Origin of the sequence: Streptomyces litchfieldiae (assembly GCF_031845365.1) — a bacterium.
Taxonomy (GTDB): domain Bacteria; phylum Actinomycetota; class Actinomycetes; order Streptomycetales; family Streptomycetaceae; genus Streptomyces; species Streptomyces litchfieldiae.
This window is the reverse complement of the sequence record NZ_JAVREL010000006.1, coordinates 167,584-191,481: the sequence shown is the minus strand read 5'-3', so window position 1 is coordinate 191,481 and position 23,898 is coordinate 167,584. Positions and strand designations below refer to the sequence as shown.

The 23,898-nt window shown below is 72.5% G+C and carries 17 protein-coding genes and 3 pseudogenes; 13 read left to right on the top strand and 7 right to left on the bottom strand.

Going from position 1 to position 23,898, the window contains the following annotated elements:
* The first annotated feature begins 109 nt into the window (after nucleotides 1-109).
* Genes RM590_RS13185 through RM590_RS13160 form a run of 6 tightly spaced genes read left to right on the top strand, consistent with a single transcriptional unit; the run spans nucleotide 110 to nucleotide 6,226 of the window.
* Nucleotides 110-1,498 (top strand): MFS transporter, encoded by a 1,389-nt coding sequence (locus RM590_RS13185; RefSeq protein WP_311704695.1) that lies wholly within the window; start codon nucleotides 110-112, stop codon nucleotides 1,496-1,498.
* Nucleotides 1,495-3,255, top strand: coding sequence for a dihydroxyacetone kinase family protein (locus RM590_RS13180; RefSeq protein ID WP_311704694.1), 1,761 nt, complete (start codon nucleotides 1,495-1,497; stop codon nucleotides 3,253-3,255). The genes RM590_RS13185 and RM590_RS13180 overlap by 4 nt, the downstream gene beginning before the upstream one ends.
* A gap of 1 nt (nucleotide 3,256) precedes the next feature.
* Nucleotides 3,257-3,733 carry a ribose-5-phosphate isomerase gene (locus RM590_RS13175; RefSeq protein WP_311704693.1) on the top strand — a complete coding sequence of 159 codons (477 nt, stop codon included), beginning with the start codon at nucleotides 3,257-3,259 and terminating at the stop codon, nucleotides 3,731-3,733.
* Nucleotides 3,733-4,539: a triose-phosphate isomerase family protein gene (locus RM590_RS13170; RefSeq protein ID WP_311704692.1), complete on the top strand. Its 807-nt coding sequence runs from the start codon at nucleotides 3,733-3,735 to the stop codon at nucleotides 4,537-4,539. Before RM590_RS13175 ends, RM590_RS13170 begins: the two co-directional genes overlap by 1 nt.
* Nucleotides 4,539-5,342: a sugar phosphate isomerase/epimerase family protein gene (locus RM590_RS13165; protein WP_311704691.1), complete on the top strand. Its 804-nt coding sequence runs from the start codon at nucleotides 4,539-4,541 to the stop codon at nucleotides 5,340-5,342. Before RM590_RS13170 ends, RM590_RS13165 begins: the two co-directional genes overlap by 1 nt.
* A complete protein-coding gene (locus tag RM590_RS13160; RefSeq protein ID WP_311704690.1) occupies nucleotides 5,342-6,226 on the top strand; it encodes a phosphogluconate dehydrogenase C-terminal domain-containing protein in 885 nt (294 codons plus the stop codon). The genes RM590_RS13165 and RM590_RS13160 overlap by 1 nt, the downstream gene beginning before the upstream one ends.
* A 70-nt stretch (nucleotides 6,227-6,296) precedes the next feature.
* Here the strand turns inward: RM590_RS13160 and RM590_RS13155 are convergent, their stop codons facing one another.
* The 4 genes and pseudogenes from RM590_RS13155 to RM590_RS13140 all read right to left on the bottom strand — a co-directional run.
* Nucleotides 6,297-7,091 (bottom strand): SGNH/GDSL hydrolase family protein, encoded by a 795-nt coding sequence (locus RM590_RS13155; RefSeq protein WP_311704689.1) that lies wholly within the window; start codon nucleotides 7,089-7,091, stop codon nucleotides 6,297-6,299.
* A 143-nt stretch (nucleotides 7,092-7,234) separates the two neighbouring features.
* Nucleotides 7,235-10,105 carry a DUF5682 family protein gene (locus RM590_RS13150; RefSeq protein ID WP_311704688.1) on the bottom strand — a complete coding sequence of 957 codons (2,871 nt, stop codon included), beginning with the start codon at nucleotides 10,103-10,105 and terminating at the stop codon, nucleotides 7,235-7,237.
* Nucleotides 10,102-11,218: pseudogene (locus RM590_RS13145) on the bottom strand (ATP-binding protein). The gene RM590_RS13150 and the pseudogene RM590_RS13145 overlap by 4 nt, the downstream one beginning before the upstream one ends.
* 11 nt (nucleotides 11,219-11,229) lie before the next feature.
* Nucleotides 11,230-11,577, bottom strand: a pseudogene (locus tag RM590_RS13140) (VWA domain-containing protein); the annotation flags it as partial.
* A 296-nt stretch (nucleotides 11,578-11,873) separates the two neighbouring features.
* Between RM590_RS13140 and RM590_RS13135 the strand changes: the two are divergent.
* The 3 genes from RM590_RS13135 (at nucleotide 11,874) to RM590_RS13125 (ending at nucleotide 15,413) form a co-directional block, all read left to right on the top strand.
* Nucleotides 11,874-12,395 carry a GNAT family N-acetyltransferase gene (locus RM590_RS13135; RefSeq protein WP_311704687.1) on the top strand — a complete coding sequence of 174 codons (522 nt, stop codon included), beginning with the start codon at nucleotides 11,874-11,876 and terminating at the stop codon, nucleotides 12,393-12,395.
* Between the two features lie 65 nt (nucleotides 12,396-12,460).
* Nucleotides 12,461-13,036 carry a TerD family protein gene (locus RM590_RS13130; protein WP_311704686.1) on the top strand — a complete coding sequence of 192 codons (576 nt, stop codon included), beginning with the start codon at nucleotides 12,461-12,463 and terminating at the stop codon, nucleotides 13,034-13,036.
* A gap of 157 nt (nucleotides 13,037-13,193) precedes the next feature.
* Nucleotides 13,194-15,413: an NADP-dependent isocitrate dehydrogenase gene (locus RM590_RS13125; RefSeq protein ID WP_311704685.1), complete on the top strand. Its 2,220-nt coding sequence runs from the start codon at nucleotides 13,194-13,196 to the stop codon at nucleotides 15,411-15,413.
* Between the two features lie 68 nt (nucleotides 15,414-15,481).
* On the opposite strand, the gene RM590_RS13120 is transcribed toward RM590_RS13125, so the two are convergent.
* Nucleotides 15,482-16,321 (bottom strand): LamG domain-containing protein, encoded by an 840-nt coding sequence (locus RM590_RS13120; protein WP_311704684.1) that lies wholly within the window; start codon nucleotides 16,319-16,321, stop codon nucleotides 15,482-15,484.
* Nucleotides 16,322-16,444: 123 nt separating this feature from the next.
* On the opposite strand from RM590_RS13120, the gene RM590_RS13115 reads away from it, so the two are divergent.
* Nucleotides 16,445-17,662 carry an ROK family transcriptional regulator gene (locus tag RM590_RS13115; RefSeq protein WP_311704683.1) on the top strand — a complete coding sequence of 406 codons (1,218 nt, stop codon included), beginning with the start codon at nucleotides 16,445-16,447 and terminating at the stop codon, nucleotides 17,660-17,662.
* Between the two features lie 60 nt (nucleotides 17,663-17,722).
* Nucleotides 17,723-18,469 (top strand): class I SAM-dependent methyltransferase, encoded by a 747-nt coding sequence (locus tag RM590_RS13110; RefSeq protein WP_311704682.1) that lies wholly within the window; start codon nucleotides 17,723-17,725, stop codon nucleotides 18,467-18,469.
* Here RM590_RS13110 and RM590_RS13105 read toward each other — a convergent pair.
* On the bottom strand, nucleotides 18,429-20,138 hold the full coding sequence (locus RM590_RS13105; protein ID WP_311704681.1) for a glycoside hydrolase family 2 protein: 1,710 nt from the start codon (nucleotides 20,136-20,138) through the stop codon (nucleotides 18,429-18,431). The two genes, RM590_RS13110 and RM590_RS13105, sit on opposite strands and share 41 nt — an antisense overlap.
* Nucleotides 20,139-20,245: 107 nt before the next feature.
* Nucleotides 20,246-21,280: pseudogene (locus tag RM590_RS13100) on the bottom strand (extracellular solute-binding protein); the annotation flags it as partial.
* 176 nt (nucleotides 21,281-21,456) lie between these two features.
* Between RM590_RS13100 and RM590_RS13095 the strand changes: the two are divergent.
* Nucleotides 21,457-22,494, top strand: coding sequence for a LacI family DNA-binding transcriptional regulator (locus tag RM590_RS13095; RefSeq protein WP_311704680.1), 1,038 nt, complete (start codon nucleotides 21,457-21,459; stop codon nucleotides 22,492-22,494).
* A 117-nt stretch (nucleotides 22,495-22,611) separates the two neighbouring features.
* Nucleotides 22,612-23,799 (top strand): MFS transporter, encoded by a 1,188-nt coding sequence (locus tag RM590_RS13090; RefSeq protein ID WP_311704679.1) that lies wholly within the window; start codon nucleotides 22,612-22,614, stop codon nucleotides 23,797-23,799.
* The last annotated feature ends 99 nt before the right edge of the window (nucleotides 23,800-23,898 follow it).

Below are 23,898 nucleotides of genomic sequence, written 5' to 3'. Positions count from 1 at the left end.
AACCAATCCTCTTTGGTAAATTGGTAACCAGTGTTAGCGTGAGCGCTCCCGACCCCCCAGCCGGGCGGCAGCAATCGGACAGAGCTGTCCGAACCAGCAAGGAGTGACCATGGGAGCCGCTACCCCGTCCCACACCTCGACCGGCCAGGCCGTGGAGGCCATAGAGAGATCGGCCATCAGGAAGATCTCCGTCCGGCTCGTCCCCTTCGTGGCCCTGATGTTCTTCGTGAACTATCTGGACCGCACCGCCGTGTCGTTCGCCGAGCCCAACGGCATGGGCGACGACCTGGCCCTGACCGCCGCGCAGTTCGGCTTCGCCTCCGGCGTCTTCTTCATCGGCTACATCGTGCTGGAAGTCCCCAGCAACATGGCCCTGCACCGGTTCGGCGCGCGCCGCTGGCTCGCCCGCATCATGGTCACCTGGGGCGTCGTGGCGCTCCTGTTCACCTGGGTGCAGAACAGCGAGCAGCTCTATGTGCTGCGGTTCCTGCTCGGCGTCGCCGAGGCCGGGTTCTTCCCCGGCGCGATCCTCTACCTCAGCCAGTGGGTCCCCACCCGCCACCGGACCAAGATCCTCGCGCTCTTCTACCTCGCCCAGCCGCTGACCACGGTGATCGGCGCCCCGCTGGCCGGCCAGCTCATCAACCAGCACGGGCTCTTCGGCCTGGAAGGCTGGCGCGTGATGTTCCTGGGCGTCTCCCTGCCGGCGATCCTGCTGGGCATCGTCGCCTGGTTCTACCTGATCGACCGGCCCAGCCAGGCCCGCTGGCTGACCCAGGAGGAGAAGGACTGGCTGGTCCGCGAGCTGGCCGCCGAGGACGCCGGCAAGACCGGCGCCGTCACCGAGAGCCATGGCCGCGAGGCGCTGCGCGCCGCGTTCACCAGCGGCCGGGTGTGGACGCTGTCGATCATCTACTTCGGCTTCATCTACGGCCTCTACGCGCTGGCGTTCTTCCTGCCCACGATCATCGAGGGCTTCGAGGAGCAGTTCGACACGAGCTTCAGCGTCATGGACAAGGCGCTGATCACCGCGGTGCCGTATCTGCCGGCCGCCGTCGCGCTGTTCTTCTGGTCCCGGCACGCCACCCGCCACGGCACCCGCGCCTGGCACGTGGCCGGCCCGGCGATCGCCGGCGGCGTCTCCATCCCGGTCGCCCTCTACATGAACGCGCCGTCCACGACCATCGCCGTCATCACCGTCACCGCCTGTTCGATCTTCGCCGCGCTGCCGGTGTTCTGGTCGCTGCCCTCCCGGTTCCTGACCGGCGCCGCGGCGGCCGCGGGCATCGCGCTGATCAACACCGCGGGCAACGTCGCCGGCTTCGCGGCCGGCTACGTCACCGGCTGGCTGAAGGACTTCAGCGGCGGCTACCACCTTCCCCTGTTCCTCGTCGGCGGCTTCATGCTCATGTCCGCCGCGCTGATGCTGTGGCTCGCCGCCCGGCCCGAGGCCGCGCCCGGCCGGCCGGAGACGGAGCTCGTGGAGGCCCACCGATGACCCACCTCGTCAACGACCCCGCGGCCTTCGCCGACGAGGCACTGGCCGGCTTCGCAGCGGCGCACCGGCGCTGGGTGCGCGCCGTGCCCGGCGGCGTCGTGCGCCGCGTCCCCACCGCGCCCGGCCACGTCGCCGTCGTCATCGGCGGCGGCAGCGGCCACTACCCCGCGTTCTCCGGCCTGGTCGGGCCGGGCCTGGCGCACGGCGCCGCCGTCGGCAACGTCTTCGCCTCCCCCTCGGCCCGGCAGATCCGCGATGTCGCGCGGGCCGCCGAGGCCGGCGGCGGGGTGCTGCTGACCTTCGGCAACTACGCGGGTGACGTCCTGCACTTCGGGCAGGCCGCCGAGCGGCTGAGCGCCGAGGGCATCCCCGTGGCCACGCTCGCCGTCACCGACGACATATCCAGCGCGGCCACCGCCGAGCGCGACAAGCGCCGGGGCGTGGCCGGTGACCTGGCGGTGTTCAAGGCCGCCGGCGCCGCCGCCGAGCAGGGGCTGCCGCTGGCCGAGGTGACGCGGCTGGCCCAACTGGCCAACGCCCGCACCCGCTCGTTCGGCATCGCGTTCAGCGGCTGCACCCTGCCCGGCGCCGGGCGGGCGCTGTTCGAGGTGCCGGCCGGCCGGATGGCCGTCGGGCTCGGCATCCACGGCGAGCCCGGCATGGGCGAACGGCCCGTGCCCAGCGCCGACGAGGCCGCCGCGCTGCTCGTCGAAACGCTCCTCGGTGAGCTGCCCGACGGCCTGGACACCCCGCGCGGACAGCGCGCCGGGGTGATCCTCAACGGCCTGGGCGCGGTGAAGTACGAGGAGCTGTTCGTCGTCTACCGCACGGTGGCGCGGCTGCTGGCCGAGGCCGGCGTGGAGATCGTCGACCCCGAGGTCGGCGAGCTGGTCACCAGCTTCGACATGGCCGGTGTCTCCCTCACCCTGTGCTGGCTGGACGACGAACTGGCCCCGCTGTGGACCGCGCCGGCCGACACCCCCGCGTTCCGCAAGGGCGGCGTTCCGGAGCGGGGAGCGTCCGGCACCGGGCCGGAGGACACCGGCCCGCTGTCCGACGAGACGCCCGCGGCGGCCGTTCCCCAGGCGAGCGACGCCTCCCGCGCCACCGCCGTCACCGTGCTGGCCGCGCTGCGCGCCGTGCGGGACACGATGGCCGCCCACGCCGACGAGCTCGGCGACATCGACGCGGTGGCCGGCGACGGCGACCACGGCATCGGCATGCGGCGCGGCTCCGCCGCCGCCTACGAGGCGGCGGCCGAGGCCGCCGGGCGCGGCGCGGGGGCCGGCACGCTGCTCGGCCGCGCCGCCGACGCCTGGGCGGACCGGGCCGGCGGCACCTCAGGCGCGCTGTGGGGAGTCATCCTGCACGCGATCGGCGCCGAGCTGGACGACACCGAACGCCCCACCGCGCCCGTCGTGGCGGCGGGCGTCGCCGCGGCGGCCACCGGCGTGCGCCGGCTCGGCAAGGCGGAGGTCGGCGACAGGACGATGGTCGACGCGCTGGTGCCGTTCGCCGACGTCCTCGGCGAGGGCGTCGCGGCCGGCCGCCGGCTGGCCGACGCCTGGGGACCGGCCGCGACCGCCGCCGAGGCCGCGGCCAAGGCCACCGCCCACCTGCTGCCGCGCCTGGGACGCGCCCGTCCGCACGCCGAGAAGAGCCTCGGCACCCCGGACGCCGGCGCCCACTCCCTCGCCCTGATCGTCCGCGCCGTCCAGCACACCCTCGCCGACGCGCCCCAGCACAAGGAAGGTTGAGATGAGCGACAAGCTGCGCATCGTCGTCGGCTCCGACGACGCCGGCCACGCCTACAAGGAGGTCCTGAAGAAGGACCTGGAGAACAGCGACCTGGTCGCCGCCGTCACCGACGTGGGCGTCGACGCCGACGGGCACACCCCCTACCCGACGATCGCCATCGCCGCCGCCGAACTCGTCGCCGCCGGCGAGGCCGACCGGGCGCTGCTGGTGTGCGGCACCGGCCTCGGCGTGGCCATCAGCGCCAACAAGGTGCGGGGCATCCGGGCCGTCACCGCGCACGACTCGTTCTCCGTGGAGCGCGCCGTCCTGTCCAACAACGCGCAGGTGCTCACCTTCGGCCAGCGCGTCATCGGCCTGGAGCTGGCCCGCCGGCTGGCCGCCGAGTGGCTGACCTACCGGTTCGACGAGACGTCGCCCTCGGCCGGCAAGGTCCGCGTCATCGGCGACTACGAGAACAGTTGCTCCGGGGCCGCCTGATGCGCACCGCCGCGCCCCCGGCCGTCACGGTCGGGATCAGCCTGAAGATGTACTTCGGGCACCATCAGACGCTCAACTGGTGCCGCCGCGTCGCCGAGATCGCCGGCCGACACCCCGCGGTCACCGGCGGGGTGGCGGAGCTGTTCGTCCTGCCCTCCTTCCCCACCCTGGTGCCCGCCGGGATCGTCCTGGCCGGCTCCTCGGTGCGCACCGGCGCCCAGGACCTCGCGGCCGAGGACGCCGGGCCCTACACCGGCGAGGTCAGCGGCGCCCAGCTCAAGGAGATCGGCTGCGCGTACGCGGAGGTCGGACACGCCGAACGGCGGCGCCTGTTCGGCGAGGGCGACACCGTGATCGCCGCCAAGACGGCCGCCGCGCTGCGCCACGGGCTCACCCCGGTGCTGTGCGTCGGCGAGCTCGACCGCACCTCCCCGGCCGAGGCCGCGAGCCGCACCGTCGCCGAGCTCGGCCGGCTGCTCGCCACCGCCGCGCAGGACGCCGGCCCGACCCCGGTCGTCGTGGCCTACGAACCCCAGTGGGCGATCGGCGCCCCCGAGCCGGCCTCGGCCGACCACATCCGCACGGTCTGCGCGGAACTGACGCGGTGGCTGGCCGGCCGGCCGCGGTTCGCCGGCAGCCGCGTCATCTACGGCGGCAGCGCCGGCCCCGGCCTGCTCACCGGCCTGGGCGGGGACGTCGGCGGCCTGTTCCTGGGCCGGTTCGCCCACGACCCGGCCGCCGTGGAGCGCATCCTCGACGAGGCGTACGCCCTGCACGCCGCCCGGGAACCGGAAGGAGCGCGGTGATGGCGTACGGACTGAGCACCTACGCGTTCTTCTGGCGCGTCTCCGAGCGCGCCCCGAAGCCACTGACGCCCGAGGAGATGCTGACCCGGACCCGCGAACTGGGCGGCGACGTCTTCCAGTTCTGCGACTACCCGCTGATCGGGACGCTGGGCGACGCCCGGCTGGCCGCCATCCGCGCGCAGGCCGACGAGGCGGGCATCGCCCTGGAGCTGGGCACCCGCGGGGTGCGCCCCGGCCACCTGCGGCGCTACCTGGAACTCGCCGACCGGCTCGGCGCCCGCTTCGTGCGGACCATGCTGAACACCGCCGACCACCGGCCGACCGTCGCCGAGGCCGTCGCGCTGCTGGCCGAGACGGTGCCCCGGTACGCCGAACGCGGCGTCACCCTGGGCCTGGAGACGTATGAACAGGTCGCCACCGCCGACCTGCTGGCCGTGGTCCGGGGCGTCGGCAGCCCGCACCTGGGCGTCTGCCTGGACCCCGCCAACAGCGTCGCCCGGCTGGAGCGGCCCGCCGATGTCATCGACGCCACCGCGCCCTACGTGGTCAACATCCACGTCAAGGACTTCGCGTTCACCCGCCGCGACGGCTGGGTCGGCTTCACCCTGGCCGGCTGCCCGCTGGGCGAGGGCCTCCTGGACTACCGCCACCTGATCACCGCCGTCCGCCCGGCCGACAAGGGCATCAGCCAGATCGTCGAGCACTGGCTGCCCTGGCAGGGGGACTACGCGAGCACCGCCGAGCTGGAGGCCCGGTGGACCGAACACAGCATCAACACCCTCACGAGGAGCAGGAGCAACTGATGGCCACCGCCACCAACCCGGCCGAGCCGGCCACCGGCACCACCACCGTCGCCGTCATCGGGGCCGCCGGCAAGATGGGCCAGCGCGTGTCGAACAACCTGGTCAAGAGCGACTTCCGCACCCTGTTCAGCGAGAACTCCCCGCAGGGCCAGGAGTTGCTGCGCGGGCTCGGCCGCGACATCACCGAGGGCACCGCCGCCGCGGCCGAGGCGGACGTCGTCATCCTCGCCGTCCCCGACGTCGTGCTGGGCACCGTGTCGGAGGCCCTGGTCCCGGTCATGAAGCCGGGCGCCGTCCTGCTCACGCTCGACCCGGCCGCCGCCTACGCCGGGCTGCTGGCCCGCCGCGACGACATCCACAACGCCGTCGCCCACCCGTGCCACCCGTCCGTCTTCCTGGAGCGCACCACCAAGGAGGAGTGGGCCGACACCTTCGGCGGCGTCGCCGCCCCGCAGGAGGTCGTCGCCTCCTTCGAGGGCGCCGACGAGGCCGCCAAGTCCCTGGCCGAGTCGGTCATCCGCACCATGTACGCCCCGGTCGTCGACGTCCACTGGGTGACGGTCAAGCAGCTCGCGGTCCTGGAGCCGACGCTGGTGGAGACGATCGCCTGCATGGTCGGCGCCCTGCTGACCGAGGCGCTGCACGAGACCGTTCACACGGTCGGCGTCCCGGAGAAGGCCGCCCGCGCGATGCTGCTGGGCCACACCCAGGTCGCGCTGGCCAACACCCTCAAGGGTGACAACCCGTTCTCCGACGCCTGTCTGATCGCGATGGACTACGGGCGCGAGTCCATCGTCCGCGACGACTGGAAGAAGGTCTTCGACGACGCGGAGCTGGACAGCGTGATCACGCGCATGCTGCGCATCAAGGAGATCAAGCGCTGAGCGGTCCCCGTCGCGGGGCGGACCGGCCGGGGACCGTGGTCCCCGGCCGGTCGCGTCAGTCCCGGTCGGGTCAGTCCCGGGCGTTGAGCACGGGGAGGTAGCCGCTGGCGTGGCCGCGTGCCGTGGGGTGGTACGACTCCCACACGGGCACCGCCAGGTCGTGCAGCCAGTCGTCGCCGGAGCACAGCTCGTGGCCGTCGAAGACGGGACGTACGTCGCCGAAGACGAAGCCGTGGGCCGAAGCTCGGCCGGAGATGACCGAGTTGAGCAGGTCGGCGGCGTCGTTGATGGCCTCGCGCTTGGTCTCGCCGAGACCGACGCACCACCAGGACGGCTCGATGTACATCCGGGGGTAGCCCAGCACGACGACACGCGCGTTGGGCGCCCGCGAACGGATCGCGCTGTACACGGTGTTGAGGCGGCCCGGCAGCGTGTTGCTGATGTAACTGCGGGCCGTGGCCAGACGGTTGAGGCAGGTGCTCTCGGAGCCGGTCACACAGGTGGTCATGGCGTCGGCGAAGCCGGCGTCGTTACCGCCGATGGTGATGGTGACCAGTCCGGTGGACGAGTTCAGCGAGCCGAGCTGCCTGTTCGTCACATCGGTGGTCACGGCGCCCGAGCAGGCTACGAAGGCGAAGGATGACGGGCTGTTGGCGGCGGCCCAGCGCGCGGGGTACGCGTTGTTGCTGCGGTGGCAGTCACCACTGGAACTGATGTAGCTGCCGGCGCCGTTGCCCGAGGAATAGGAATCCCCCAGGGCCACATAGGCGGGTCCGGCTGCCTGGGCCGGACCCGCGCCCGTCAGGGCGAGTAGGAAGGCGAAGATCAGGACGGATACGGCTGACAACGACCGGGTCGGTCTCACGGAACCTCCATCGGCAAGATCCTTGCGGGACCGTTGTACCAAGCTACGCGCGTTGACGGAAGTGTCCATGCCAATACAGCGATGCCAACATCTGGTGTGCCGCGGGTGTCCGGCGCCCCGCCGTGCCGGGGCGCCGGACCTGGCTAACCGGCCGGCCGGAACGTGAGCAACTCCGCGACGGCGCCCGCCGTTTCGGGATGCCGGGCCAGCAGCGCGCCGGCCTCCGGGTGACCGGCGCCGCCGGGCGCGGGCCCGGCCGCCCGCCACTCGCCGCCCAGGCCGAGCAGTCCGGCCACGGCGTCGCACGTCGCCGGCCGGGCGGCCAGCAGCTCCGCCACCGGTCCGGCCGGGGCCGGGGCGGTCACCGGCCGGGGCGCCGCGGCGGACGTCGCCCACGGCGGGACCCAGGAGTCGACGGCGGACAGCGCGGCGGGGAACGTGCGGCCGGCCTCGCGCACGAGCACCGGCACCAACTCCCGCGCCTCGCCGCGCAGTGCGGTGATCAGCCGGGGCAGCCACGGCAGCAGCACCGAGTCCGGCAGCCGCCCGAACGCCTTGGACAGCAGCTCGACCACGAAGGGCGCCAGCGCCGGAACCGGCTCCAGGGCCTGGACGAACCCGCTCAGGTAGCGCGGGAAGGAGGGGACGACCAGCGGGTTGGCCAGCAGTTCGTCGCACCGCGCCCGCAGCTCGGCCGTGGACATCAGGCCGAGCTGGGACTTGGCCGCCCACAGCAGGGCGACCTTGTCCGGCGCCTCGGGATGCGACTGCCGTACGGCCAGCTCCAGTTGCGTGTGGTCGCAGCCGAGCGAGAGCGCGAAGCTCTCCATGCCGAACAGGAACCCGAGCATTGCGGCCACCTGGCGGACCTCGCTGTCCTCCGCCACGAACGCGGTCGGCAGCAGCGTGCAGTAGTGCGCGTAACCGGCCGTGACGAACGCCTCGCACCACCGCGGCAGGCCCTCTTCGGTGGCGCGGTAGTGGGCCAGCAGCCGGCGCATCTGGCGCAGCACGCGCGGCGCGCCGTCCACGGTGCGCTCGGCGGCCAGCAACTCCACGGCGCGCGTCCCGAGACCGTCGCCGAGCCGGCGGCCGCCCAGGTAGAGCAGCGCCTCCTCCACCGCCTCCAGCGCGGTCGCCGCAGTGGCCTCGGGTGCCCAGGCCTCGCGGCGCAGCCGTTGCTCCAGGACCTGTTCGACGGTGACGCCCTCGTAGCCGAGCTCGACGATGGCGCGCTGGTTGCGGCCGATCGCCAGGCCCCAGCTCTCCTGGATCGACCGCTCCCCCAGCCGGCGGGTGCCCATGATGGGGCGGGCCACGTCGCCCAGCAGGCGGCGCAGGATCCACAACAGGTCGGAGCAGGGCCGCAGTTCGGGGTCGGCGTCCAGGTCGAGCAGGGCGCGCTGGTTGGTGCGGGCGCCGAGGTTGAGCCCGAGGGGCGCCAGCCGGTCCAGCACGTCGCGGGCCAGTGGCGGCAGCGCGTCGTAGCCGACGGTGCCGACGCGGTCGCCGCCGAGCAGGATCTCGCACAGCCGGCGCACATCGCGGCGGCCGGGCACGGTGTCCTTCTCGATGCAGGTGACCGCGGCGTCCTCGAAGTCGTACGCCGTGGGACGGCGGCGGCCGCGCATCCCCGCCAGCAGGACGGCGGTCTCGAACACCGCGATGGCGTCCACGGTGCTGGCGGCGTATCCGTTGCGGCGGGCGAGCCTGACGATGTCGACGCACCATCCGAGCAGTTCGCTCTCGTCGAGGTCGTCGGGCTCGGGCGGGGTGGCCAGGAAGCCGGACAGCCGGTCGGTGGCCGGCGCGGGCCCGCCCGGTGCCGGGCCGGCGGCGGCCGACCGCTTGCGTCCGGACCGCGCGGGCCGCCGGGCCGGGCCGGTCCCGCCCGCGCCGCTCCCGGACCTGAGCCGGAACGGCGTGGCACCGCTCTGCTTCAGCGCCTTGGTCCAGGTCGCCGCTGCGATGGACACCGAGCCGGGCGCCAGCCCGAACTGTGCCTCGATGGCGGAGTGGCTGGACGGGATGAGGCCGTACATCCAGCGCGTGGCCGTGCGGGGGGTGATCTCGTACGGCTCCGCCGGTGTGGCCAGCCCGAACTGCTCGACGCGGCTGGCCGCGTGGAAGGCGCCGCAGACGTACAGGCACTGGGCCGGGTCGGCGCCCGACGCGGCGAGGTGTTCCCGCATCCGCGTCCACATGTGGCGCTCGCGGTCCTCGTCCCGGGCGTGGCGGGCGTCGCGCTCGGGGCGCAGCCGCCGGAACAGACTGCCGATCATGACCATGACCTGGCGGTAGGTGTCGTAGTCGGCGCCGACCAGGGGCTGTTCGACGTACTGGTCCCACCACTCGGACCAGTGCCGGACCTTGCCGTGGTGAAGCAGGTACTCCTCCAGCTCGGCGAAGCGCGGGCGCAGGTCGCCGATCTCGACGCCGACCGCGTCGCCGTGCAGACCGGCCTCGTCCCGGGGCGCCTCCTCGGCGGCCGGCGCCGGTCCGGACGGCTCGGTCGCCGCCCACTGGAAGACGTGGTCGCTGGACCGGTCGACCAGGACGAGCTCCACGCCCGGGGTGTCCAGGGCGTAGGCGATGGCCTGGTATTCGGCCGACGCCTCGGAGATCGGGGCGACGACGCTGAGCGGCGCCTGCTCGGCCGGGAAGCCGTCGATCTCGGTGGCGAACGCCTGCAACGCCACCGGGAGGCGGCAGTTGCGCAGCTCGTCGACCAGCGGCCGCAGGTCCTCGCACAGCTCCAGGTAGATGACCTTGGGCTGCTTCTCGGCGAGCCGGCGGACCATGGCCAGGGCCGAGGCCGGTGAGTGGTGGCATACCGGGAAGATCTCCAGGGCCTCGCCCAGCGCCCGGCCGACGTCGTCGACCATGCCCGACAGGATGCCGGGCACCCCGCCGCCGGCGCCCGCGAAGGCGTCGGCGGCGGCGCGCAGTTGCTCGCGGAGGGCGCCGAACGGGCCGGGCGCGCCCGCGGGTGCCGCGTTCTCCTGGGTCCTCATGACAGCGTGGCGATCGCGTCGCGGCCGCCCTCCAGGAACTCCTGCCAGGGGCCGGCGCCGCCCTTCTTGCTGCGCGGCTCGATGACGCCGTGCCAGAACTTGTTGAGGATGGCCAGGTCCTCGGGGCTGCGCCGGGCCAGGGAGCCCACCAGCGAGCCGGCGAGCGTGCGGGCGCCGAGCACGCGGTCGCCGAAGAACTGGCTGTGCAGGATGGCGTCCTCCAGCACGCCGATCTGCTCCGCGGTGGACAGCGCGGACTCCAGCTTCTCGTCGTCGCTGGTGGCCGCCGTGGCGGCGGCCCGCAGGTCGGCGAAGCTCTGCAACAGGATGTCGAGCAGCGAGGGCGGCACCTCCAGCTCGATCCGGTGGCGGCGCAGCAGTTCGCCGGTGCGGAAGCGGACGATCTCCGCTTCGCTGCGCTTGTTGGTGACGACCGGGATGCGGACGAAGTTGAACCGCCGCTTCAGGGCGGAGGACAGGTCGTTGACGCCGCGGTCGCGGCTGTTGGCGGTGGCGATGATCGAGAATCCGGGCTGGGCGAAAACGATGTTGTCGTCGTCCAGCTCGGGGATGGACACGTACTTCTCGGACAGGATGGAGATGAGCGCGTCCTGGACGTCGCTGGTGGACCGGGTCAGCTCCTCGAAGCGGCCGATCACGCCCCGTTCCATCGCCGTCATGATCGGCGAGGGGATCATCGACTGGCGTGACTGCCTTGGCGATCACCATCGAGACGTTCCACGAGTACTTGATGTGGTCCTCGGTGGTGCCGGCCGTGCCCTGGACGACGAGCGTGGAGTTGCGGCAGATGGCGGCCGAGAGCAGCTCGGCGAGCCAGCTCTTGCCGGTGCCGGGGTCGCCGATCAGCAGCAGGCCGCGGTCGGAGGCGAGGGTCACGATGCTGCGCTCGACGAAGCTGCGGTCGCCGAACCACTTCTGCGGGATCTCGCGGTCGAGCCCGTCGGCGCGCTCGGAGCCGAGTATGAACAGCCGCACCATCTTGGGGCTGAGCCGCCACGAGAACGGCTTGGGGCCGTCGTCGACGGACTCCAGCCAGTCCAGCTCCTCGGCGTACTTCACCTCGGCCGGCGCGCGCAGCATGTTGTCGGTCATTCGTCGGTCTCCTAAGCGAGGAAGTTCTTGAGCTCGAACACGAGCTTGCGGATGTGGCCGGAAATCACGGGCGTGCCCAGGTCCTTGAGGCGCTGGCGGAACCACGGGTCCACGCTGCCGCGCCCCGAGCTGTTCACCGAGCCGACGGGGATGAGCTTCACCCCGGAACGGTGTATGGCCTGGAAGTCGGTCATCAGCGCCCGGTTGCCGTAGAAGTCGGAGATCCACACCAGCACCGTGTTGCGCGGATCGGCGATCTTCGGGCGGGCGAGGGCCATCGCGGCGGTGCCGTCGGTGCCGCCGCCGAGCCGGGTGCGCAGCAGCACCTCGAACGGGTCGTGCACCCAGGGCGTCAGGTCATCTCGACCTGGACGGCGTTCAGCGTGTTGGTCTCGATGTCCAGGTGGAACCGCGGCGCGTCGTCGACCGACTGGACGGCGGCGACCAGGCCGGGCAGCGCCCCGTGCAGCACGGTGAACTGCTCCTCGCCGCGACGGGTTGGGCGGGAACGCCCAGGGCCGCGGACCAGAAGGCCGCCGCCTGGGGCGCCTCGGCCTCGGGGGTGTCGATGAGAATGGCCTAGACACGGCTTCGATGCATGCGCGGCACAGTACCGATGGGCCGGCCCGCGCGGCCGGGGTTTAGGCTCCCGTTCATGGTGACGGTGAGACTGGAGCGGCTCAACGAGAACCACGCGCCCGCCCTCTTGGCCTTCGAGCGCGCGAACCGGGCGTACTTCACGCGCTCCATACCGGACCGCGGGGACGCGCACTTCGCCGATTTCGCCGCCATCCACCGCGAGCGGCTGGCCGAACAGGACGCCGGAACGTGCCATTTCCACGTCATCCTGGACGAGTCCGGGGAGTTGATCGGCCGGGTCAATCTGGTGGATGTGGAGGAGGGCGCCGCCGAGCTGGGTTACCGCGTCGGCGAACGGGCCGCGGGGCGGGGCGTGGCGACGGCCGCCGCACGGGAGGCGTGCCGGCTGGCCGCCGCCGAGTACGGGCTCAGGGAGCTGACGGCCGTCACCACCCTGGACAACGAGGCGTCCCGGGCCGTGCTCGCGCGGGCCGGGTTCGGCGTGGTGGGGGACGTCGACATCGACGGCCGCCCGGGGCTGCGGTTCCTGCGCCGGCTCGACCCGCCTCCTTCCTCAACTGTCCGGGCCGTGCCGTAGATTCGTGACCCTGTCCTAACGGCGCCGGGGACTGGCCGGCGCCGCCGAGAGTCCTGGGAGACTTCATGGCTGTATCTCTGTCCAAAGGCGGAAATGTCTCGCTCACCAAGGAGGCGCCGGGTCTCACCGCCGTCTCCGTCGGGCTCGGCTGGGATGTCCGGACCACCACCGGCACCGACTTCGACCTCGACGCGAGCGCCATCGCCGTGAACACGAGCGGCAAGGTGTACTCCGACAGCCACTTCGTCTTCTTCAACAACAAGCAGACCCCGGACCAGACGATCGTGCACGCCGGCGACAACCGCACCGGCGAGGGCCAGGGCGACGACGAGGTGATCAACGTCAACCTGGCGGCCCTGCCGGCCGACATCGACAAGATCGTCTTCCCGGTCTCCATCTACGCCGCCGACGCCCGCCAGCAGAACTTCGGCCAGGTTCGCAACGCGTACATCCGCATCGTCAACCAGGCCGGCGGCGCCGAGATCGCGCGCTACGACCTGAGCGAGGACGCGGCCACGGAGACCGCGATGATCTTCGGCGAGCTGTACCGGAACGGGGCCGAGTGGAAGTTCCGCGCCGTGGGCCAGGGGTACGCCGCCGGCCTGGAGGGCATCGCCCGGGACTTCGGCGTGGCCATCTGATCGGAGTCACCGGCCTCGGCCGCACCCGCGAGTCCGGCGGCTCGTGGGTGCGCCGACGCGGCACGGGGGCCGGTCGGGCGGAGCCCTGTCGAGCGGGGATGCATCACAAGATATCTTGATGTCGAGCAATGTTGCACCCACGTGAGCGGAGCACCCGGTGACTGACTCGACCATCATCTATACCCACACTGATGAGGCCCCGGCCCTGGCGACGTATTCGTTCCTGCCTGTGGTCGAGGCCTACGCCTCGACGGCCGGGGTGCGTGTGGAGAGCCGCGACATCTCGCTGTCGGGGCGGATCATCGCCAGTTTCCCCGAGCGTCTCAAGGACGGCCAGCGCATCGACGACGCCCTGGCCGAGCTGGGCGAGCTGGCCCGGACTCCCGAGGCGAACATCATCAAGCTGCCGAACATCTCGGCCTCGATTCCGCAGCTCAAGGCGGCGATCGCCGAGCTCCAGCAGCAGGGCTACGCGCTGCCGGACTACCCGGACGACCCGAAGACCGACGAGGAGCGGGACATCCGCGCCCGTTACGACAAGGTCAAGGGCAGCGCCGTCAACCCGGTGCTGCGCGAGGGCAACTCCGACCGCCGCGCCCCCGCCTCGGTGAAGAACTACGCCCGGACGCATCCGCACCGGATGGGCGCCTGGTCGGCCGACTCCAAGACGAACGTGGCGCACATGGACGCCGACGACTTCCGCTCCACCGAGAAGTCCGCGGTCGTCGCCGAGGCCGGCTCACTGCGCATCGAGCTGGCCGGGGACGACGGCAGCACCACCGTCCTGCGGGAGTCCGTACCGGTGCTCGCGGGCGAGGTCGTGGACGCGTCGGTGCTGCGGGTGGCGGCGCTGCGCGAGTTCCTCGCGGCGCAGGTGGCCCGGGCCAAGGCCGAGGGCGTGCTGTTCTCGGTGCACCTGAAGGCCACGATGATGAAGGTCTCCGACCCGATCATCTTCGGTCATGTGGTGCGGGCGTTCTTCCCGAAGACGTTCGCCGCGCACGGCGAGACGCTGGCCGCCGCGGGCCTGACCCCAAACGACGGCCTCGGCGGCATCCTGAAGGGCCTGGAGGCGCTGCCCGAGGGCGAGGAGATCAAGGCGTCCTTCGACGCCGAGCTGGCCGAGGGCCCGGCGCTCGCGATGGTCGACTCCGACCGCGGCATCACCAACCTGCACGTCCCCAGCGACGTCATCGTCGACGCCTCCATGCCGGCCATGATCCGGACCTCGGGCCACATGTGGGGCCCCGACGGCAACGAGGCCGACGCCCTCGCGGTCATCCCGGACAGCAGCTACGCCGGCATCTACCAGGCCGTCATCGACGACTGCCGCGCGAACGGCGCCTTCGACCCGGCGACGATGGGCTCGGTGCCGAACGTCGGCCTGATGGCGCAGAAGGCCGAGGAGTACGGCAGCCACGACAAGACGTTCGAGATCCCGGTCACCGGAACGGTGCGGGTCGTCGACGGCGGCGGGCAGACCGTGCTGGAGCACGCGGTGAGCGCGGGCGACATCTGGCGCATGTGCCAGACCAAGGACGCGCCGATCAGGGACTGGGTCAGGCTGGCCGTCTCCCGTGCCCGCGCGACGGGCGACCCGGCCGTGTTCTGGCTGGACGAGGGCCGCGCGCACGACGCGAGCCTGATCGCCAAGGTCGAGCAGTACCTGCCCGAGCACGACACCGAGGGCCTGCGGATCGATATCAAGTCGCCGGTCGACGCGATCACGTTCTCCCTGGAGCGCATCCGGCGCGGCGAGAACACCATCTCGGTCACCGGCAACGTGCTGCGCGACTACCTGACCGACCTGTTCCCGATCCTGGAGCTGGGCACCAGCGCCAAGATGCTGTCGGTCGTCCCGCTGATGAACGGCGGCGGGCTGTTCGAGACGGGCGCCGGCGGCTCCGCGCCCAAGCACGTCCAGCAGTTGGTCAAGGAGAACTACCTGCGCTGGGACAGCCTGGGCGAGTTCCTGGCGCTGGCGGTCAGCTTCGAGCACCTGGCGCAGCGGACGGGTAACGCGCGGGCCCAGGTGCTCGCCGACACCCTGGACCGCGCGACGGCCACCTTCCTCAACGAGGACAAGTCGCCGAGCCGGCGGCTGGGCGGCATCGACAACCGCGGCAGCCACTTCTACCTGGCGCTGTACTGGGCGCAGGAGCTGGCGAAGCAGACCGATGACGCGGAGCTGGCGGGGGCCTTCGCCGCCCTGGCCAAGACGCTGGGCGAGCAGGAGCGCACGATCGTCGACGAGCTGATCGCGGTGCAGGGCTCGCCGGCGGAGATCGGCGGCTACTACCGGCCCGACCCGGCGAAGGCGGCGGCGGTCATGCGTCCGTCGGCGACCTTCAACCAGGCCTTGGCAACGCTGGGCTGACGCGCCGGCCGCGCAGGCCGAAGGAGAGGGGTGGGTCCCGCGCCGGGGACCCACCCCTCTCCCCCGTGTCAGGGCCGGCTGCGCGCGACGTAGAGGCCGCGGGCGCGGTAGTACGTGTCCGTCTCCGGTCCCGGGGTGCCGGAGGAGCCCTCCATCTGGAGGTTGATGATGATCCACATGGCTCTGCCGACGAAGTCGGCGCCGCGGTGCGTGCCCATCAGCTCCCCGTCGAGGTAGTAGCGGATCTCCACGTCCGTGGCGCTCACCTTGGTGAGCACGGCCCGGTAGCTGTGCCAGCGCTCCGGGCGGTCCACGGCGATGATGCTGCTGGACCATTCGCCGTCGGGGTTCTGGTAGGTGTTGAACCAGTTGTCCGCGGTGCCCTTGTACTCCAGGATGTCGCTCTCCGGCGGCCAACTGTCCACGCCGGTGATCCAGAACGCCGGCCAGGTGCCGTGCCCGGAGGGCGCCTGGAACTCGCCCCGCAGGTCCCACACCGGCCAGGTGTCGTCGACGAGCACCTGGTCCTTCGCGTGCACGGCGCCGGAGTGGTAGCGGATGGGCAGGTTCCACGGCGGCATGGAGGTGCCGTCGTCATCGGTGACCCGGGTGGCCTTCAGCGTCAGGACGCCGTCGGACAGGGAGATGTGCCGGTGGTCGTCGGGCCCGCCGACCATGCGGACGGAACCGTTGTGCGTGTCGCCCCAGGGATAGTGGTAGTTCCAGGTGTTCTCGAACCGGCGGTAGTTGCGGAACGAGGACGGGGCGATGAGCACGTCGGTGCGGGCCGGGCGGTCGTGGCCGCGCGCCGCGGCGGGGGTGGCCGGGAGGGTGGCGGCGGCGGTGGCGAGGAGTCCGGCGCCGAGCGTTCCGATGACGTGGCGGCGCGCCAGGGGGCGGTCGGTCATGTTCTCTCCTTGAGCTGTCGGTCCGTCGGGTCCGCTGCGTGAGGCCCCCGAGCTTCACCCTCCACCGGAAAGCGTGTCAAGACTCTTGATGCTCTTTCGCAATAGCCGGGTAATCTTGGCGTCATGAGCCAGAAGTCCGGAGGCGCACTGCGAGCGTTGCGGCGCGCGAACCAGGAGCAGTTGCTCTCGCTGCTGCTCGCCCATGGCCCCCTGCACCGCGCCGAGTTGGCGCGCCGGGGAGGTGTCTCGCGCACGACGGTCTCCACGCTCGTCCAGGATTTGCTGGCGCGCGGCCTGATCGTCCAGGCCGACGAGGAGCCCGGCGCGGAGGTCGACGGGCGGGCCCGCGACCTGCTCTCGGTCAACCCGGGCGCGGCGGCGGTGGCCGGGATGAACCACACGTTCAACAGCGTCTGGGTGCACCTCAGCGACCTGGGGTTCCGGGAGATCGCGAGCGCGGGCACCGCGCTGGACCCCGCCTGCGGGCCGGCCGAACGCATCACCGCGGGCACCAAGCTGCTGCAACAGCAGCTTGACGAGCACGGTCTGCGCCCCGATCAGGTCATCGGCGTGGGGGTCGGGGTGCCCGGCCCGATCGACCGCACCACCGGCGTGGTCGGGGTGTCCCTGCCCGGGGAGCCCTGGTCGCACGTGCGCGCCGCCGAGGAGTTCGGCCGCGTGCTCGGCCTGCCGGTCACGGTCGAGAACAACACCCGCCTGGAGGCCGTCGCCGAGGCCCGCTGGGGCGCCGGGCGCGGCGTGCGGGACCTGCTGTACTTCGGGCTTTCCAGCGGCATCGGCTCGGGTCTGATCCTGGACGGGCGGCTGTACCGCGGGGCCGTCGGCGCCGCCGGCGAGCTGGGCCATGTCTCGGTGAGCCGGGACGGCCCGCCCTGCCGGTGCGGCAACCGCGGCTGTCTCGTCCTCTACGCGGGGATCCCGGCCGTACTCGCCGCGCTGCGCCCGGTGTTCGGCGCGACGACGGGCCTGGAGGAGATGCTGACCCGGACCGCGGCCGGCGAACGGGCGGGCGAGGGCGTGTTCGCCGACATCGGCGCGGCCGTCGGCCAGGTGCTGGCCAACCTCTGCAATCTCCTCAACCCCGAACGCATCGTGGTGGGCGGCGAGTTGTCCCAGGCCGGGGAGGCGCTGCTCGGCCCGATGCGGACGGCCATCCGCCGCTACGCCCTCTCCCTGGTCCGCGACGTGGACGTGGTGGGCGCCGAGCTGGGGCTGGGCGCCCGGGTGGGCGCGCGCGGCGGCGCGGCGCTCATCCTCGGCGAGACCCCCGATCTGGCCGCCACGCTCAATCGCATCACCGTCAACAGGACGGCGCCATGACCGGGCGACCACCCCCATAACGGGATGCCACCGGGCCGCGCGGCTGCCAGACTCCGCCCCATGGGCTTTGACGAACTGATCGCCGAGGGACTGACAAAGCCGTTCGTGGGCTGGGACATGGGGGTCTTCCGGGGGCGCTTCACGGAGAACGCGCACGCGGTGCCGTGGAGTTACGAGAAGCTGGTGCGGGAGCGGCTGCCCGGCGCCGCTTCGCTGCTCGACCTCGGCACGGGAGGCGGCGAGCTGCTCGCCTCGCTGGCCCCGCTGCCGCCGCGCACGGCCGCCACCGAGGGGTACGAGCCGAACGTGCCGGTCGCCCGGGAGCGCCTGGAGCCGCTGGGCGTCGAGGTGACCGAGGTGACCGACGACCGACTCCCGTTCCCGGACGGCTCGTTCTCCCTCGTCACCAGCCGCCACGCCGCCTACGACGCGCGGGAGCTGCGCCGCGTGCTGACCGCGGACGGCGTCTTCGTCACCCAGCAGGTCGGCGGGCGCGATGTCGAGGAGATCAACGAGGCGCTGGGCGCGCCCCCGCACGGCTACCGCGGCTTCGACCTGGCCTCCGCCGCCGGGGAGCTGACGGCGGCCGGGTTCGACGTCGTCTGGCAGGCGGAGTGCCGCGTCCCGGCCGCGTTCCACGACCTGGGCGCGCTGGTGCTGTTCCTGCGGATCACGCCCTGGCACGTGCCCGGCTTCACGGTCGACCGGTACGAGGCGGCGCTGCGGGCCCTGCACGAGCGGATGGCGGGCGGCGAGCCGTTCCGGGTCACCTGCCACCGCTTCGCGCTGATCGCCCGGCCGTCCTGACGGCGCGCGCAAGGCCCGTCCGGCCCGCGAAGCGCGTCTGGAACTCCTCCTCGTCGCGCGGCCGGTCGCCGTAGCCCCAGGACTCCTGCCGGTCGTCGCCGCGCGCCTCGGCCACCGTCTCCGGGTGCCACCAGATCCCGCCGAACTCGCTGACGAAATACGGCTGGCCCCGGTACGGCAGCGACCAGGGCCGGCCGTCGGGGTGGGCGTTCACGAACGGCTCGCCGTCGGCGAGGCCGGAGAGCAGCTTGCGGAGGGCGGCCGGGTCCTGCTCGTAGGTGTGCGAGTCGTACACATCGCTCTCGGCGACCCGGTGCGCGTAGCCGGAGGCGTCCAGCACCGGCCGGGTGGTGTCCATCGCCTTGGTGGCCAGGTACATCGCCCGGGTGACGGCGTCGAGTTGGGTGATGCGGTCGTGGAGCCGCTGGTAGGTCTCGTTCAGCGGGCACCAGCCGACGATCGAGGGGTGCGAGTAGTCGCGCTCCAGCGCCTCCAGCCACTGCGCGGTGTACGACGCGTCGGGCTGCTGGTTGTCCCCCGAGCTCCCGCCGACCTCGCAGCCCCAGTCGCCGAACTCGCCCCACACCAGGTAGCCGAGCCGGTCGGCGTGGTACAGGAACCGCTCCTCGAAGACCTTCTGGTGCAGCCGCGCGCCGTTGAAGCCGGCCTCCATGGCCAGCTCGATGTCCCGCACCAGCGCCTCGTCGCTCGGGGCGGTCATCAGGCCGTCGGGGTACCAGCCCTGGTCCAGGACAAGCCGCTGGAAGACGGTGCGGCCGTTGAGCGTGATGGCCTTGCCGCGGATGCCGACGGCCCGCAGCCCGGCGTAGCTGTCGGCGGCGTCCACGAGCTGCCCGTCGGCGTCGAGCAGTTCGAGCCGCAGGCCGTACAGGTGCGGGTCCTGCGGGCTCCACTCCCGGCGGCGGTCCGCCGGGACGGGCAGGTGGAGGTGGGGCGCGAGATCGAGGTCGGCGCGCGACTCGGCGCGCGCCACCTCGCCGTCGGCGTCGCTGAGGACGGCCCGCACCCGGTGCCCGGGGCGGTTGCCGGACAGCGGCAGCTCCAGGTGGAACGCCGAGCCCGCCAGGTCGGGGGTGATCCGGGGCCGCCGCAGATGGAGGTCCGGCACCGGCTCCAGCCAGACGGTCTGCCAGATGCCGGTGGTACGGGTGTAGTTGCAGTCGTGGTTGGCGTAACGGGTGGCCTGCTTGCCGCGCGCCTGCGGCCCGGACCGGGGGTCCCGGGCCCGCACGGTCACGGTGATCTCCCGGCCGGCCCCGGGCACCGGGCCGAGGTCGGCGGTGAACGGGGTGAACCCGCCGCGGTGGCGAGCCACTTCGGTGCCGTCCACCCACACGGTCGTGTCGTAGTCGACGGCCTGGAAGTGCAGCAGCGCGCGGCGTCCGGCCCAGGCGGCGGGCAGCGTGACGGCCCGCCGGTACCAGACGGCGTCCAAGAAGTCGGTCTCGCCGATGCCGGACAGCTCCGACTCCGGGCAGAAGGGGACCGTGATCTCACCGTCGAGGTCACGTTCGAGCAGGCCGCGTTCCAGACCGCTGTCCCCACGGTCGAACTCGAACTGCCAGGTGCCGTTGAGGTTGAGCCAGTCGCCGCGGACGAACTGCGGTCGCGGGTACTCGGGCCGCGGCACGGCGGAGGGAGTGGGCACAAGAACTCCTGTGTGAGGAAACGATCGTGGTACGGGTGCGTACCGAGGGGTGCGGGGCGCCGGCGGTCAGGTGCCGCCGAGTCCGGTGGTGGCCACCGACTTCACGATGCGCCCCGGCGGCGGCCCGGATCCGGGTTCTCCTGCCGCGGCAGCACATAGCTGTGCGAGTCGGCGTTGACGGCGGGCACGCCGAAGACGGTGGGGTACGGGGCCGCGCCCAGCGGCCGGCCCGAGTCTCGGAGCGTCGGCAGCTCCCACTCCCCGCACATGATCATGGCACCGCGCCCGCTGGTGAAGGCGGCCATCGCGCCGTCGTAGTCGAGGTTGTTGGGGTTGGTGCGGCCGTCGAAGAGCTGCTGCATGAACGACACCACGCGGACCGCCGCGTCGACGTCCACCTCCGGCGCGCCGCCGTCGGGCAGCGACCAGGTGCTGCCGGTCTGGGCGTAGAGCCCGTTGAACATGCGCCAGTTCTGCGCGGGGTCGGTGACATGGCCGAAAAGCACCCCTGCGCCACCCTGTGTGTCGGCGAGCGCGGCGCTCGCGTCCAGCATGGCCTCGGGCGATCCCATCTCGACGAGAGCGCCGTCGCCGTCCAGCAGCCCGGCCCGGTCGGCGATCTCCTGGTCGTAGAAGACGATGAAGGGGTGGGTGTCCAGCGGGATCGCGTACACGACGCCGTCGTACTGGGCCCGCTCCCAGATCGCCGGCGTGAAGTCCCGTTCGGTGACGCCGAATTCGGCGAGCAGGTCGAGGTCGAGGGGGTCCAGCAGCCCGCCCGGCGCGTAGCCGGCCAGCCGGGAGAGATGGAGAACGGCGATCTCGGGCGCCCGGCCGCCAGCCGCCGCCATGGCGAGCTTGGTGTAGTACGAGGTGCCCCACTCCAGGATGGTCCGGTCCACGTCGAAGCCGTCCGGGCCGCTGGAGACGTCGGCGATCATCTCGTCCATCAGCTCGCCGTCGCCGCCGGAGAAGAGGTCCCACACGCGCAGCGACGAGTCCCCGCCGGAGGCCGCGGGAGACGCGCAGGCCGTCAGCAGCCCGGGCGCGAGCCCCGCCCCCGCGCCGACCAGTCCAAGGCGGAGGAAATCTCGCCGTGCCAACCGCGAACGGCCCCCGGGCCCTGAGTGATCACGACTCATCTCGCACCTTCCCGACCTCCCGACGCTGGGCTGGGGCTACTTTTTACATCGATGTACATGGAGTGTAAAGATCCAGCCATCCATGGCTTTGCGTGCGGGAGTTCGTCACGGAACGTAATGCCGGGCCGGGTCCGGAGGCGGCGAAGTAGGCTTGCGACCAGCTCAGGGAGGTGGGGGTGGCCAGGCCCAGGATCAAGGACGTCGCACTGCGGGCGGGCGTCTCGGAGAAGACCGTGTCCAACGTGCTCAACGACTATGTGCACGTCTCCGAGCGGACCCGGCAGGCCGTGCGGGAGGCGATAGAGGAGCTGGGCTACCGGGTCAACCTGGCGGGCCGGCACCTGCGCCGCGGCCGGACGGGCATCATCGCGCTGGTGGTGCCCGAGTTGGACATCCCCTACTTCGCCGCGCTGGCCAACCAGATCATCGCCGAGGCCGAACGGAACGGCCTCACCGTGCTGGTGCACCGGACGCGGGCCGACCGCGCGCACGAACTGGCCGCGCTGGACGGCTTCAACTCCGACTTCGCCGACGGGGTGATCCTCAGCCCGCTGGCCCTCACCGCCGCCGACCTGCGGGAGCGGCGGGGCACGCTACCGGCCGTGCTGCTGGGCGAGGCCATCGAGCCTGGCTGCGCCGACCATGTCGCCATCGACAACGTCCGGGCCGCGCGCGAGGCCACCGAGCATCTGCTGGCGCTGGACCGGCGGCGCGTCATCACCATCGGCGGCCGGGAGGCGCCCGGCCCCGGCACCGCCGAGACCCGCACCCGCGGTTACCTCGCGGCCCTGGCCGACGCCGGGCTGCCGCACGACCCCGCGGCCGTGCTGCCGGTGCGCGAGTTCCGCATGCCCGACGGCGCGGCGGCCACGGCGGCGGCGCTGGACGCCGGGCTGCGTCCCGACGCGTTGCTGTGCCTCAACGACCAACTGGCGCTGGGCGCCCTCCGGCTCCTGCACGAGCGCGGGCTGCGCGTTCCCGAGGACGTGGCGGTGGTCGGCTTCGACGACGTGGAGGGCGGTCGGTTCAGCGTGCCCACGCTGACCACGATCGCGCCCGACACCGGCGCGGTGGCCCGGGAGGCGATGGGGCTGCTGCTGACGCGCATCGCCGAGTCGGGGGACGCCGACGCCGAGCCGCCGCGCGAGCGGGTGGTGCCGCACCGGCTGGTGATTCGCGAAAGCACCGGCGGACGTTCCGGCACCGCGCTCTGACAGCCGTGCGCGTTCGCGAGCCGTCCGGCCCGGGCGACGGGGGGCCAACCGCGCCGGGCGGTCTGCTTGTAGGATCGGCCCTCGCACGAGTAGCCGACCGCAGGCAGGAAGAGAACAATGACCACTGCTGTCGGCAGGGCCGTCCGGGCACGCGTCGCCGTCGCCGTCATCTTCTTCGGCAACGGATTCGTCTTCGCGAACGTCGTCCCCCGCTATCCGGAGATCAAGGCGGACCTGGAGCTGTCCAACGCCGCCCTGGGCACCGCGATCGCGGCGATGCCGCTGGGCGCCCTGGCGTTCGGGCTGCTGGCGAGCCCGCTGATCAAGCGGTTCGGCTCCGGGTGGACGGCCGTCGGCACGCTGGCCCTGATGGGCGGCAACGTGTTTCTCATCGGCACCGCGCCCGGCTTCGCCCTGCTGTGCGTCGCCCTGTTCACCGCGGGCAGCCTGGACGGGACGACGGATGTGGCCATGAACGCGCACGGGCTGCGGGTCCAGCGGCTGTACGGCCGCTCCATCCTGAACGCGTTCCACGGACTGTGGAGCGTCGGCGCGGTGGTCGGCGGGTTCACGGGCGCCGGGGCCGCGCAGGCCGGGATCCCGCTGCCGGGCCATCTCGCCGTCGTCGGCGGCCTGACGTCGGCGGCGGCCCTGGTGGCATCCCGGTTCCTGCTGCCGGGCGCCGAGGACACCGAGCGGGCGGAGGCCAGCGCGGACGGCGGAGCGGCCCACCGGCCGGGTTCGCGCCTGCCGGTGCTCGGAGTCCTGGTCGCGCTGGGTCTGCTGGCCGCCGCGGCGGCGGTGGTCGAGGACACGGGCGCCTCCTGGGGTTCGGTCTATCTGCGCGACGAGCTGCAGGCCAACGCCTTCGTGGGCGGTCTCGCGTTCGCCTCGCTCCAGGGCGCGCAGACCGTCGGCCGGCTGCTCGGCGACCGGGTCGTCCACCGGCTCGGCGAGCGGAGCACCGCCCGGCTGGGCGGCGCGCTGGTCGTCACCGGGATGGGCGCGGCCCTGCTGTGGCCCTCGGTGCCGAGCACCGTCGTCGGCTTCGGGCTGGCCGGGCTGGGCGTGGCCACCCTGATACCGGCCGCGTTCCACGCCTCCGACGAGATCCCCGGCCTGTGGCCGGGCGCGGGCATCACCGTGACGTCGATCCTGATGCGGATGGGCTTCCTCCTCTCGCCGCCGCTGGTCGGGGTGATCGCCGACGCGGAGTCGATCCGGCTCGGGCTGGTGATCGTTCCGCTGGCGGGCCTGGTCATCCTGCTCACCTCCGGCGTGCTGAAGAGCCGGACGCGGGGCTGACCGGCGGCGGCATCGGGCCGTTTTCTGCAAGGACTTGCAAAGCCTCATGCCCCAACTGCCGACCGCGTCATGCCCATCCACCACGGAGAACGAGCGCTG

Bases quoted from the DNA above. Each gene is read 5' to 3' on its own strand.
- RM590_RS13185 (WP_311704695.1), top strand. From the start codon at position 110: ATGGGAGCCGCTACCCCGTCCCACACCTCGACCGGCCAGGCCGTGGAG.
- RM590_RS13180 (WP_311704694.1), top strand. From the start codon at position 1,495: ATGACCCACCTCGTCAACGACCCCGCGGCCTTCGCCGACGAGGCACTG.
- RM590_RS13175 (WP_311704693.1), top strand. From the start codon at position 3,257: ATGAGCGACAAGCTGCGCATCGTCGTCGGCTCCGACGACGCCGGCCAC.
- RM590_RS13170 (WP_311704692.1), top strand. From the start codon at position 3,733: ATGCGCACCGCCGCGCCCCCGGCCGTCACGGTCGGGATCAGCCTGAAG.
- RM590_RS13165 (WP_311704691.1), top strand. From the start codon at position 4,539: ATGGCGTACGGACTGAGCACCTACGCGTTCTTCTGGCGCGTCTCCGAG.
- RM590_RS13160 (WP_311704690.1), top strand. From the start codon at position 5,342: ATGGCCACCGCCACCAACCCGGCCGAGCCGGCCACCGGCACCACCACC.
- RM590_RS13150 (WP_311704688.1), bottom strand. From the start codon at position 10,105: ATGAGGACCCAGGAGAACGCGGCACCCGCGGGCGCGCCCGGCCCGTTC.
- RM590_RS13135 (WP_311704687.1), top strand. From the start codon at position 11,874: ATGGTGACGGTGAGACTGGAGCGGCTCAACGAGAACCACGCGCCCGCC.
- RM590_RS13130 (WP_311704686.1), top strand. From the start codon at position 12,461: ATGGCTGTATCTCTGTCCAAAGGCGGAAATGTCTCGCTCACCAAGGAG.
- RM590_RS13120 (WP_311704684.1), bottom strand. From the start codon at position 16,321: ATGACCGACCGCCCCCTGGCGCGCCGCCACGTCATCGGAACGCTCGGC.
- RM590_RS13115 (WP_311704683.1), top strand. From the start codon at position 16,445: ATGAGCCAGAAGTCCGGAGGCGCACTGCGAGCGTTGCGGCGCGCGAAC.
- RM590_RS13110 (WP_311704682.1), top strand. From the start codon at position 17,723: ATGGGCTTTGACGAACTGATCGCCGAGGGACTGACAAAGCCGTTCGTG.
- RM590_RS13090 (WP_311704679.1), top strand. From the start codon at position 22,612: ATGACCACTGCTGTCGGCAGGGCCGTCCGGGCACGCGTCGCCGTCGCC.